Source organism: Zavarzinella formosa DSM 19928, assembly GCF_000255705.1.
GTDB classification, from domain to species: Bacteria; Planctomycetota; Planctomycetia; order Gemmatales; family Gemmataceae; genus Zavarzinella; species Zavarzinella formosa.
Genome location: NZ_JH636448.1, coordinates 180055 through 192652, shown reverse-complemented (window position 1 = coordinate 192652; position 12598 = coordinate 180055). Strand labels below are relative to the sequence as shown.

General features: G+C 56.7%; 10 protein-coding genes and 1 pseudogene. 3 read left to right on the top strand and 8 right to left on the bottom strand.

The window, feature by feature from the left end; all coding sequences use genetic code 11:
• Positions 1-608 (bottom strand): annotated as a pseudogene (locus BGIM_RS66195) (hypothetical protein); the annotation flags it as partial.
• Between the two features lie 377 nt (positions 609-985).
• On the opposite strand from BGIM_RS66195, the gene BGIM_RS0139535 reads away from it, so the two are divergent.
• Positions 986-1744 carry a hypothetical protein gene (locus BGIM_RS0139535; RefSeq protein WP_020475134.1) on the top strand — a complete coding sequence of 253 codons (759 nt, stop codon included), beginning with the start codon at positions 986-988 and terminating at the stop codon, positions 1742-1744.
• A 6-nt stretch (positions 1745-1750) separates the two neighbouring features.
• Here the strand turns inward: BGIM_RS0139535 and BGIM_RS0139530 are convergent, their stop codons facing one another.
• From BGIM_RS0139530 to BGIM_RS0139505, 5 genes are all read right to left on the bottom strand, one after another.
• Positions 1751-2185: a hypothetical protein gene (locus tag BGIM_RS0139530; protein WP_020475133.1), complete on the bottom strand. Its 435-nt coding sequence runs from the start codon at positions 2183-2185 to the stop codon at positions 1751-1753.
• 94 nt (positions 2186-2279) lie between these two features.
• Positions 2280-3224: a DUF1559 domain-containing protein gene (locus BGIM_RS54885; RefSeq protein WP_063607954.1), complete on the bottom strand. Its 945-nt coding sequence runs from the start codon at positions 3222-3224 to the stop codon at positions 2280-2282.
• 269 nt (positions 3225-3493) lie between these two features.
• Positions 3494-5122 carry a tetratricopeptide repeat protein gene (locus BGIM_RS0139515; protein WP_020475130.1) on the bottom strand — a complete coding sequence of 543 codons (1629 nt, stop codon included), beginning with the start codon at positions 5120-5122 and terminating at the stop codon, positions 3494-3496.
• Entirely contained in the window at positions 5098-6618 is a 1521-nt protein-coding gene (locus BGIM_RS0139510; RefSeq protein ID WP_157369779.1) for a DUF4159 domain-containing protein, read from the bottom strand. The genes BGIM_RS0139515 and BGIM_RS0139510 overlap by 25 nt, the downstream gene beginning before the upstream one ends.
• A 43-nt stretch (positions 6619-6661) precedes the next feature.
• Entirely contained in the window at positions 6662-7165 is a 504-nt protein-coding gene (locus BGIM_RS0139505; protein ID WP_020475128.1) for a hypothetical protein, read from the bottom strand.
• Positions 7166-7471: 306 nt separating this feature from the next.
• Here BGIM_RS0139505 and BGIM_RS0139500 point away from each other — a divergent pair, with 306 nt between their 5' ends.
• Positions 7472-8842, top strand: a complete 1371-nt coding sequence (locus tag BGIM_RS0139500) for a S41 family peptidase (RefSeq protein ID WP_020475127.1) — start codon at positions 7472-7474, stop codon at positions 8840-8842.
• A gap of 265 nt (positions 8843-9107) precedes the next feature.
• Complete coding sequence (locus tag BGIM_RS0139490; protein WP_157369778.1) at positions 9108-9992, top strand: FecR domain-containing protein; 885 nt, start codon at positions 9108-9110, stop codon at positions 9990-9992.
• A gap of 24 nt (positions 9993-10016) precedes the next feature.
• Here the strand turns inward: BGIM_RS0139490 and BGIM_RS0139485 are convergent, their stop codons facing one another.
• A complete protein-coding gene (locus tag BGIM_RS0139485; RefSeq protein ID WP_020475124.1) occupies positions 10017-11336 on the bottom strand; it encodes a tetratricopeptide repeat protein in 1320 nt (439 codons plus the stop codon).
• Between the two features lie 130 nt (positions 11337-11466).
• Positions 11467-12453 carry a ThuA domain-containing protein gene (locus BGIM_RS0139480; protein ID WP_020475123.1) on the bottom strand — a complete coding sequence of 329 codons (987 nt, stop codon included), beginning with the start codon at positions 12451-12453 and terminating at the stop codon, positions 11467-11469.
• Positions 12454-12598 lie beyond the last annotated feature (145 nt).

Genomic DNA, 12598 nt, shown 5'->3' with positions numbered 1-12598 from the left:
GGCCGCCTCGGGCCGCCGGGACCGCCGGGGCCATAGGGTCTGTCCGGACCGCCGGGGCCGAACAGACCCCGGCCGAGAAGGGGTTGCCCTTTTCCAATTGGATTTTTAGCCAGCACCGGCGGGGGAGCATCAAAGGGAATTCGGCAGGAATTCAACAGAACGAGCGTGTCTTCCTTCTCGATCTTTTCAGCCGGTCCGGACGCGATGAGGATAAAGAACCGGCCGCCGTTCGCCACAAGCATCCGGGACCGCATCATCAACCCCCGGAGGTTTTCGATCACGAAATCGCGGCCGATGGCGTTGTCAATTTTGACGTCGGCCTTCTCTTCCAAAATCGCCCCGAGATTTTCGATCACCGAATCCCGGAACTCATTGATCAGTTCATTCGGTTTGATCGCGTTCATGACCTCGACCGGAAACGTCAGTCGCAAAATCTCATAGCTCACGCCGTCGGGCATTTCGATTCGCAGGCTGGTCAGGCGCATGTCCGTCTGGTCGAGGGGAGAGGCTTTTTCACTTTGGGATTTCCGCCGGGCTTTGTCCGGAACCCAGACGGTGAACGCCTTGTCGGCCGTCGTTTGTTCGCTCCATCCGGCGGCCGGAGGCAAGATCCGGACGTGGTGAAATCACTCAGATACTGTTCCACAAGCCCCGGTTCCACGCCGGAACGCCGAGAAAAACCGAATATTTCTCGGTTCGCCAACTGATAATTGCCACCCGAGTATTTGCCTTTGTTCAGCGTCTGCCGAGCGGGCTGGGAATACAATTCGGGGTGTTGTGATCTAACCGGAGGCACAGACCGTGTAATTTCAAAATCTGGCCGCCGATCAAATCGGCCGCGGGGGCGAAATCTGTTCGCAGTTCTGTTTCCCGTGAGCCGGACGTGATGACAAATTCACCGGCCGATTGATCGGGCCGAAGAAAACTCCAACCGCATTTCAAGTTTTGGCGATCAACCGGAGAAGCGAAACGAGTGGGAGGCCAAATGACGCCCGTCGAAATTGTCTTGAGTTCGGTCGTTCTGGGAGTCGGCTTGGGATTCGCCTATGTGGCCGTCACGGTGCCGATCCGTGCCAGGTCCAAAAATTGGATATCGGCCGTCACGAATTTTGAGCCTGTTGAGGAAGATTGTCTGACGGCGGATGCAATTCAAATCATCGCGGACTTGCACGAGGATGGTTTCGTTGTTCGCGGATATTGGCGGCACACCGGCCATGCGGCCGCCACCGGACAAATCACCTTGATGGAGCATCCCAAGACGCTTGACATGGCGAAGATTTTGGTCGCGACGGCAGGCGCCCGCCGACAAGTCACGCTGGTTTTTCAAACACGATTTGACGATGGAACGGAAATCGCCACGGCAAACAATCAGGTGACGACCGGCATCCCCCCGCCGCCGGGGGTCACCGTGCTATGGCTTCCGGAGGAGAGTGATCCGCGGAGATTAATCCATGTCCACCAGCAAGCGCTGGACTACTTGGGGTCAGGCAAGAAACGCCGGCCAGTCGGTCCTGATCCCGTGGGTCACCTGATCGATGGCCGGGAGCGAATGCTTGCCCACCAAGTGGAGACGGGCTACTTCTCCTTCGACGCAACTTCCAACCGATACTGGCCGACATGGAAGGGGGCTACGCTAATCACTTGGAGACAACTTTGGCCGATTCGGCCGCTCCATCGGGCATGGCGACGTCGGCCAACCCGCAAACTTCTTCAAGAACTGGGCGTCCGTCTTGACCGGGATTAAATGTGATTACTTGCCGGTCAAGGCAAAGTCGCAGGTGTTTTTTCCGGGTTTTAAATCCTGTTGCAAAGTGGAGTTCTTGTTGAACTTTGCCGGAATTCCTTCGATGGTTTCATCAATCATCACGCCGGGCGGCGAGGGGGAACCGGCGGGGATCTTTTTGCCGGTTTTTTGCCGGGAGGTGATCTCCACGCGATAATTCCCCGGCAACGGAAGGTTGTTCCCCTCGATTTGGTAACTCCCGTTGGTGATGGTCGCGCCGGCCGTTTGCCCTTTGTTTTTGTCAGTTGGAATAAAACTGATCGTGCCTGATTCCACCAGTTGCCCTTCATAAGTCACTTTGCCGGAAACAGATGCTTGTTGATCGTTTCCACATCCGGCTAACAGGGCAAAGAAAGTGATTGAGATAATTAACAGTCCGACACGGCGAGTTGCGAGAAACATTGACGAGAATTCTCCATGGATAAATATCCCCGTCCGCAATTTGCAGACGGGGGAGAGTGGATGATATTTTCAATTGAATTGCCGACCGAAATGATTATTGCGTGTCAACAACATTGCCATCAGAGATGTAACCGAAGTTTTGCCAGGCGCCAATCGCGATGGTGTTTTTGACGAACCGGACGCTGCCATCGCCGACGGACACATTCACTCCCCCGGTGTGGCGGCTTCGGGAAGCCGCATTCGCGCTCCCGTCATCAGTCGGGGTGCAGGGAAGATTTTGCGTCGGCTGATTGAATGTCGAGTTGCAAGTGAACGAATGCATTCTGTCTGCTGATGATGAATTGGGGGTTTGCGTGACATACAGAAACTGACAACCGGCCCGGTTGGTGTAAAAGAATCCGCGGCCATCCGTCTCGCCGGTGCCGGTCAGGCCCTCGGCCAGCGCCATGGTGTTGCTCAATCCGTCCGTCACGTCAGACATCTTGACGGCGCGGGCGGCGGACATGCAGAACATGGATTTCTGATTGGCCGGATAAGAGTTGTTCCATTGGTGATCGTCGATGGTCCCCGAAAAGATCCCAAGGTAGTTGCTCGCCGTCAGCCTCGCCACCGTTTGAAATTTCACGTTGGACCGGCCGTCGCTGGGACACAGAAAACCATTAAGTGCCTTGCTGTCCACCGAGGCAGGCCACGCAGCCGTCCAAGGTTTGGGGGGAGTGAAATTGCCTTCCCCGATGGCGGTGTAATATCCCGTTTGTTCAAGGTACGGGAGCAGATAATGAAGCAGGTAGGGCCATTCGTTGTTCTCGGAAAGCGTCAGGTTTCGTGTTCCGGGAGGGAATGTCCCGGTCGTGTCGTGATGATTATGCAGCGCAAGGCCGAGTTGCTTGAGATTATTCGAGCATTTCATCCGATTGGCGGCTTCACGAATTTTTTGAACCGCCGGTAATAATAACCCAATCAAGATGGCGATGATTGCAATAACAACCAACAGTTCGATCAATGTAAACGCTTTTCGCTTCCAACGATGATTTCGCATCAAACAAGACATCGGGCATCCCTTTCAACAAATGGGAGAGCATGAATAAGGTGCCCGTGCAGGGTATTTCATCGTGAGATTGATGTCAACGATAAAGTTGTGATGATACAAACGCGAATCAATCTGATTTTCTGAGAGAGTTATTAACCGGCTTTGATGGTGTTCGCCAATGAACGCGAAGTGATCCGGCTTCGGAAAAGTCACTGGCCGAGGAGGGACAAAAATCCGCGTCATCGGCATTCCATAAACGTGCCGATGACGCAATTCAATTAGTCTTTGGCTCCGCCCAAGGTCACCGAGATTTTGTACTTCTCGTTCAGGTGAGTGTGGGCCTGACTTCCCTCGGAACTCTTGGGGTAGCGATCGCAAACTTGTTTGAAGACCTTGATCGCCTCTTCCTTGCGGCCGGCCTGTTCGTGGGTGGCGGCGATTTGGTAGGTTGCCCATGAAGCGGTTTGTTGGGAAGCGGCGATGATCTGCGTGTAGAGGCCGATGGCTTCGTCGTATTCCTTCAATTGCCGGTGGGCGGCGGCCATGTGTTGGTAGTTATGCGGAAATCGCTCTGTGCCCCGGTAAGCGGTGATGCACTCTTTCCAACGCTGGGCGTAGTACAGCGTCTCGGCAATTTCAAAGTGGTAGGCGCTGGCGTTGGCCGCATCGGCGACCAGCAATTCTCGATAGACGGCAATCGCCGGATCGGGTTTGCCAGAGTGGCGATAGGCCATCGCGGCGGCGGACAGCCATTTGGCGCCGGTCTTGGCGTCGGCGGCCGCGAGTTGGCGATAGATCACGATGGCTTTGTCGTATTGCTTTTCCTCGATGTAAGTGGAGGCAACATGACTCTGTCCTTCGGCGGCATCTTTGTATTTCGCATAGGTCTGCCGGGCTTCGTCCATCTTCTTGTTTTCCCGGCACCACTGGGCCACGCGACCCAACAGGGCGTCCGAGACACCAATGGCGGCCAGCATTTCATCCAAGGTCGCTTTTTGTTTGTCCGGTTGGCGGGCGTTGCGGCGGAGTTCCACCACGGCAAACCAAGTGTCGGTGGCGGCGGCTTTGGTCTTTTCATCCTTCAACCCGGCGAGAGCCTGGGTTTTGAACCAGCCGCAAGCGGCGTCCGTGAGTTTCTCGCCGAGCTTTTTGGTCGGTTCATCCATCGCCCCGGTCAGTTCACCAATGATCCACGGCAAGCGTCCGATCTCGTGGTGCATCAGATGCGAAGGGATTTCGGCCTCTTTGCAACTGGATGCGACGGCCTTCAATCCCTCGTCGAAGTTCCCCGCCCGGAATGACAGTTTGGCCAACTGCCGCGAGGCAAGAACGCATGGTTCGACTGTCGGGCCTTTGCGCTCGACGTTGAACGTGAGTTCGGAGAGCAGACTGGTTTGAGCCGGCAGATCCATTTCCTTGACGGCAATATCCACCAGATCCAACCGGGCCATCACGGCGGCGAAGTGCTTGGGATAGGCCGAGATGGCCTTGGCGTAAGACTTCTTGGCGAGTTTCAAGTCCCCCGTGTCGCGGTGGGTGCGGCCGATCAGCAGGGCGGCCACCGGGGCTTCCGGCGATTCCGGGTAATAATCAAGGACAGATTGATAACCATCCTTGATGGCGGTGTTTTGCTTCCGCAATTCAATCTGACAATGCGACCACTTGAGTTGGGCGAAGGCCGCCCCCTCGCTGCGGTCGTAAAGCTTCAGGAACTTTTCGTACTCGTCGGCCGCCACCTTGTATTGGTGTTCGCGGTAGAACTTCTCGGCCACGTTGAGTTGATAACGTTCGGCCTCTTTGAGTTTGGCCCAACGTTCAACGGCCATCTCATCAAGCGGACCAGCGAAAACCGGCCCGGCCATCAGGAAAAGAAAAGCGACGCTTAGGGCTTTTGCGACTGGAGCCATTTGTTCTTCTCCTTGAGAGAGTAATACATGACGTTGACCCCGAGTTGATAGCACGACTCGTAGACATCCTTTTTGATCCCGGCGTGATCGTCCCGCCAGGCGTCGCTCAAGGCGCCGGGGTGGTAGTAGACCGCCCATCGGCCGTCGATCTTCCAACCGAGCGGCACCGGCGGGCCGTGGGCGACCACAATGGGGAGTTGGGGCAGGGCGTATGGCCGTTGATGGATGAGATCATCCCGCGGGATGGCCACCGGAGTCACCCCGGTGATCTCGTTCATCATGGCGATGAAGTGTTGGTGGAAACCCGGTCCGCCGTGGTTGTCACCGAGGATCATGCCGTGACGTTCGGTGAGGTATTGCTTGAGGTTCTTTTTGTCGATGGCGCTCAACGGCAGCGATCCTGTGCCGCAAATGTACAACAGCGGCGGGTTCTTCAACGCGGGCATGTTTGGCAGCAGCCCGGTGTCCAGATATTCGGTTTCGTCGGCCACCTTTTGCTTGGTTCGCAGATGATACTCAAGAAGCATGTTGCGGTCGCCGCCGATGCCGAAATTGCGGTCCCAGCCGCGATCCCCGTGCTTGAGGCGAATGAATGCCACCTTCCCCTTGCCCGTGCCGTTGCCAAATCCGGCGCCACTGCCGTCGCCATCGCCGGTGTTGCCGTCCCCCCCCTGGCCGACCTGATAACGGTTCTGGGAATCCTCGGTTAGTTCCTTCAGTTCAATTTGGTCAATCGGCGGGGGAGCCGAAAAGACGACAGAACTGTACGGATTGATGACATATTTTTTCTTGATGATCTTTTGAACTTTAACGGAACTGGCCTGAATGGAATCCTTCCCGCCACCTTCTGGAAGATCGTAACCCTCAGATGATCCTGCGATCTTTAGGTGGGCGAGAAGATAAACCACCACGAACAAGCACGAATAGCCAACCAGCAAAGAGAGCGATTGGCGAAGCCGTTCCCGCACAGTGAGCAAAAACAAAATGATCACAAAGGGCACGCCGGCCAGTGCCCACATCTGCGATCGTTGAAGTGCGTCATATGCGCTGCCAACGGACTTAACGATGTCGTTGTGATCAACTTGCTTGAACAGAATCGGCACAAATTCCATCAAAGCCACGGATTCCGCAGCCACCAAACACAAAAACAGCAGGGATACCAACCACCATTTGGCCCGCTGATAATACAGGGCCGAGGGGTCAAAGGGGTTCCAACCGGGTTCGCCAGAATGATTTTCCCACGCTTTGGGAATCCAACCGGCCGCGCCCTCCTTGGATGTTTCCCATTGGGATTGGGCGTTTTCGCTTTCGATGCGCTGGGCCGCTCGCTCGACGAAATAAACAACCCAAGTCAAACCGAGGAGATAGACGATTCCCCAGCCAATGATGTCAACGATTCCCGGCAGGCGTGAAAAGACGGTCAGGCCGACGCACATGAGTACGAAAAGCCCGGTGGCAATTGCGGCCCGTGGAATGGTCAGTCGAGGAAGTTGCACGGCGTAGGCTCTGATCGCAGGAAAGGGCGTCGGCGGGGGAAGGTCACTTCAAATCTTTCAACAGGTCGTCTTCCTTCTTGTCGAGCGGATTCACCCGTGGATTGGATGGCTTGGCGCCGGTTTCCCCGAGGACGTCCATAATGTCTTTTTTGCCCGCCGTTTTGGGCGGGACGGCGGGGCCATCGGGTGTTTTCTTCGCCGTTTGAGTCGGGGCGGTTTCCTTTGTGGTCGAAGCCGGGGCGGTTGTCGGCGCGGTTGTTTCCGTCTCAGCCGGCGTCTGCTTGACTTCCTTGGGAGCAGGAGGGAAGACCTTGGCCAGCACATAGGGAACGATCGTTAGGGCTGCGAAAAGCACGCCCGTGACGATCCCTGCCTGAATGGAGGCCCGAAGCAGGCTGTTTTTGGTGTTAACCCCGAGAGATTCCTCCGGACTGCGGTTCCGCAAAACACGCAGGGCAGCGGAGACATCCGGGGAAACAGCGGGAGAAGAACGCAATCCCGCCGGTTCGCCGCCGGAGGTGTCGCCGTTCACAAGGTTTGGCTTCATGGAAGTCGTCGTCGAGGGAAAAGATTCGGGTGGCTGGTGATCGTCAAAGCCCGATCATAAATGGAGTGTATCCGATTTGCACACGACTTGGCAACAACTTTCTTGGGCCGGATCACTTGAAAGAGCCGCGTTGCGAATGACTGGCGGCCTTTGGTTGTCAGCCGCCCGCGTTTGGCAACCTTGTAACATCTTCCCGAAAACTTTATAAGTTGTTTGACCTGAGAGCCTCGGATGGTTTATAGTGCGTGGGTGTAATCTTCTCTCTCCCAACCTCCCCCATTGGATGCGTTTTGGAGGGCCGGGATTGTGATCCATCGATCAACGTTTCGACTGACCGGTCTGGCGCTTGCCGCCATGCTCACCGGCCCGAGTTTACTGTCGGCTCAATTTGGCGCTGTTCCGGCTGTCGCTCCGACATCGGATGAACTGATCGAAATCGCCCGGTCCCATCAAAAGAACCAACGCTGGGAGGAAGCCATTCAATCGTGGCTTCGCATTCTCTCGGCCGACAAATCAAACGAGGAAGCCCGCCTCAGTCTGGCCAAGTGCGTCCGGCATGCCTTGCAAGCCAACCGCCATCGCGATCCGAACTTTCAGGCCAAAATCCTGGCCATGCCCCAAGCCGACGTTTTGGCCTTGTATGACGAAGTCATCCGTAAGATTCAGGCCCACTATGTTGATCCGGGCAAAGTGACCGTCTCCAAGCTTTTCCGACAGGGAATGGATGAATATCTCGCCGCCCTGAGTGATCCGACGTTTGTCCGGGATCATCTGCGCGGGACGGACGAAGCCGCTGTCACCAAATTCCGCGCCAGTGTCCAAAAGGCATGGGGCGGCCGCGAGGTCTCCAATGTTCGACAGGCGGTCGAGGTGGTGGCCGAAGTGGCGTCAGCCTCCAAGCGGGTGCTGGGGCTTCGCTCGGTTAATGCCGTGGTTCTGGAGTTCATTTGCGGAGCCTGCAACTCGCTGGATGAATATTCCGCCTACCTTCCGGCCAATCAACTGACGGGTGAGGACACCGAATTTTCCCGGTCCACCATTGAAGTGACCATTCAAGAAGGGAACGTGGGTTACCTGCGAATCCTGAGATTTGAGGTTTCGACCCCGGCGGAAGTGGATGCCGCCCTCAAGAACCTTGTGGCGATGGCCAAGGTCAAGGCTCTTGTGATCGACTTGCGAGGCAACTCCGGCGGTTCGTTCCCGGCGGCCGTCAAAACGGCCGAAAAGTTTCTTCCGGCCGGCATCATCGTGACCGCCCAAGGGCCGCAACCGGATGCCACGAAGGTTTACACCTCCACTTCCGGAAACACGGCGACGGACCTCCCGGCCGTCCTGCTCATCAACGGGGACACGGCCAGTTCGGCCGAAGTGTTTGCCGTGGCTCTGCGGGAAAACCAACGGGCCAAGCTGGTCGGCACGGCCACCTTCGGAAAAGGCTCCCTGCAAAATATCATCCGCTTCACGACCGCCGATGAGGTTGACGAAACCACGGGCAAGACCAAATCCAAGGCCGGTGTCCGACTGACCATCGCCCGGTTGCTCTCGCCGAGCGGCAACCCGATCACCGGGGCCGGAATTGTTCCGGATGTGACCGAACGCGATCCGGAACGGCAGACAGACATCGCCCTCGAACAAGCCCGTGAATTGGCCCGACGATACATGAGCGGTCCCCGCTGACGAAGACAAAGCGGTCCGGCAAATCGCCTGTTTGGGTGACGTTAACGAACCAATTTGTCAAACTCGGTACGAAGTCCGGCCGGGCAAATGAATTTGGCAATCTTGCCCCCTGCCCCATTCTGAAGTTATTTTTCAAGTTCCATCCCGGTCTTGTCATCAGGTGGCGAGATGCCGTTTGTACAATGACCGTCACCAACATCCGACCGGATGATCGTGTTTTGTTGGTGTGTCAAATCGATGTTCATCTCCTGATGGAGCGAATCTCATGTCTTGTCGCGCTACTCTCTTGTCAGCCGCCGGATTGCTGGCGGTGGCCATGGCTTTGAGCCCGCTGGTTGCCGCCCCGGCCCCGAAGCCTGTGGACAAACCAGATGCCACCACCACGGCCCCGGACGCCATCCGCAAGGCCCTTGACACGCCGAACAATTTCGAGTTCAAGGAACAGAACCTCACGGCGATCATCAACACCATCTCCGAGCAGTACAAGATTCAGATCGTCCTCGACCGCAACGCCATCCAGTTGATGGGGTTCGCCCCCGAGGAAATGAATGTCGATCTCAATATGCGAAACGCGAAACTCCGGACGGCCCTCCGGGCGCTCGTCGGCCAGTACAACCTCACCTATGTGATCGCGGACGGCACGCTTCTCATCACCACGGAAGAGGCGGGTGTTTATCGGCAATTGAAGCAACGGGTGGAAGTGAATTTCGACAACGTGCCGTTGCAGACGGCCGTGAGGGAATTGTCACTGCGGTATGGCGTGAGCGTGGTGTTTGATCCGAAGACCGTCAAGAACAAAACGGCTTTGAGTCCCGTCACACTGCAAGTGGAAGACGTTCCCTTCGAGGCGGCCATGCGGTTGATGTGTGAAATGGCCGAATTGAAACCGGCCCGCATGGGGAATGTGATTTATGTCACGACCGAGGCCCGTGCGGACAAACTCAAGGACAGCGACAGCCTTGTGCCGGCGCCGCATCCGATGATGCACCCGAACATGCCGGGTGGAAATAATGTGGGCCTTATCGGCGGCATCGCCGGATTCGGCGGAGGCTTGGCCGGGTTTCCTCCGCCTCCCCCGGCGCTTGTGCCGCCCAAGGCGGACAAGGTTGACCCGGATCCCACTCCGGTGAAAGATCCCACCAAGGAATAACCGGTGGGGTTGGCCGAAGAAACCTCACTCCCGGTGAGGTTTCTTCATTTCATACCCGGCCAGTCGTTTCGTGAGGGCCTCTCCTTTTTCAGCCCGGTATTTCTCATCGGCCATCGCCTTCTTGATGGCTGCCACGGCCTCTTCAAAATGACCGAGTTCCGCATGAGCCGCCGCGATGGCATCTTGGGTGGCTCCTGTGTTTCCGCGTGGCAAGGCCGCCGCTTTCGTCGCCAGTTCCAACGCCTCTTTCCCGTTGCGGATTTCCGGGTCGGTCGCGGTGGCCAACAGCCAGGCCTTGGGCCGGATGGCGACGGCCGTTTTATCGTCCCATTTGACCGCCGAGTTCGCATCCGCCAGCGCCTGCCGGTGGTTCCCGGCTTTCGCCCATGCCTCGGAACGCCGGATCATGGCGGCCGTGTATTCGGGGAGATACCGCATGGCGGTGTCGAAGTCCCGGATGGCCGGTTGAAGTTCGTTACGGTTCAGGTGATAGTATCCCCGATAGAGATAACCGGCCGCGTAACTGGGGTCGAGTTCCAAGGTTTTGTTGAAGTCCTCAAAGGCTTCGTTGGGTTTGCCAGTCAATAAACGGGCCATCCCTCGGGCCGAATAAGCGTTTGGAGAGACGATGTCCAATTTCACGGCCAACTCCGCATCTTCCAACGCATTGGCGAATTCCCCCTGTTCCCGGTGAATCGCCGACCGGCCCGCATGCGCCCGCGAGTAATCCGGCATGATGCGGATCGCCTCGTTGAAATGCTCCAGCGATTTGTCCGGTTGATTCTGGATCAGGAACAGGTTGCCGAGATTGCCATGATAGATGCTCGAACCCGGCGATAATTCCAAAGCCTTTTCGTAGTTGCTTTGGGCCTTCGCATACTCCCTTTTGCGGACGAAGATGTTGCCCCGATTGTTCCAATATGCGGAGGACTGCGGACTGAGTTTGACCAGTTCGTCGTAATCCTTCAGGGAATTGTCAAAATCACGGATCGCATCATACGCCTTTGAACGGCGCACATAATACGTCACCGATTGAGGTGATTCTTTGATGAGTTCCGTATACGCGGCGATGGCCTCCTTGGCGGTGACCACGTCCTGACGATTCAACGAGGCAGAAGAATAGCCAGTCCACAGGAGCCACAACCGATCCCCTTCTTGCCGAGAAACAGTGAACTCCATGTGGCCAATTTGGGCGGGGGACGGGGCCGAAGAATGGATTCGTTGAGCGTCGATGACAAGATTCGTCTTCACAACGAAGACCACTTCCCCCTTCAATGGTCCCGGTTGCCCGCGAAGAGGATCTGGCGCTCCGAGAGTCACGGCAAGAAAAAGGGTCGTGAACATGTTGACCACTCGGGGATGATTCGGTTTTGAAATCTAGCCGAAGGTGATTTGGCCATGAGCCATGAGCCATGAGCCATACCAAGGAACCGGTTCCTTGGTATGGCTCATGGCTCATCACCAATGCAGGATGTTATTTGCCTGCCGGTTCTTTTTTCTCCGGCGGCAGGATCGGTTTGAACTCGGCTTTGCCCTTGCGGTCAAGATTCTTGTTCAAATCGGCCGGGTCGAAGTCCACTTTCGCCCCTTCCTTGGGAACATCAATCTTGGCGCTCCAGAGAATGGCGTTTACCACCAACCGTCGGAAGTTCTCGTCCCCCCAGTTACGGTGGAAGTGGCCGCCGGTGAAACCGAAGCCCCGGCCGCCGTCGGCCCGGTCGTAGGCCCAAGCCATATGTTCCGGGCGGCCCTTGTTCATTTTGGCCGCCTCGGTTCCCCGAGTGTTGTCTGGCGGGAGGGCGGTCAGGATCGGCGTCACGTTCTTCATTTCGGGTTGGAACCGCATGTTGTAATACCACTCGTCACGCAGAACGAACGGTTTCACCCCGCTGGTGATCGGGTGTGTCGGCAGGGACCGGACTTCGGCGTCCCAATGCGGATTGATTGAATAGCCGGGTTCGTAGTAGCCGCCCATCCAGCCGAGAACTCGCTTGCCGTCCTTGATTTCATAATCGACGGCATAGTGCAGGTTCACCCAGCCAACGCCCTTGTCCATCAGCTTTTGGATGCGGTCCATGCGGTCGCCCATCGCGTCCTTCTGGACGACGGGATGCCCGCCCCGGCCGTCCATGTAGAAGAGCAGCGAATCGGCCCCCTCGAAGATTTTCTCGTTCTTCGGCCAACCGTCACGGGCGATCACCGGCCAAACGCCGGGAGTCTGCTTCAACAGGTTTGCCAGGATGACCGTGCCCGCGAAAAACTCATGATCACCGGGACCGTGGCTGGCCCGACCGGCCACCAACACGATCTTCTTGCCCTTGAAGTCCGCCGGGGGTTCGACTTCCAACGCGATTTTGGACTGGTCATACGGATCAATTTCCGGCTTCTTGTCCTCGGCACGACTGCTGGAAACGCCCAACAGGGCCGCGAACACGATGCCGCACCAACGCTTCAACGTCATGGATGAATCTCGGGAGAGAGGGCGACTACTTGAAGGGAAACATATTGACCGGGGAGATGCAAGGGAAATGTCTGGAAGTGTGTCTTGCAATGACCAATGGGGCGTTATGCTAGTTGCGGGAAGGCCAGTCGCTTGATTTTTCTAG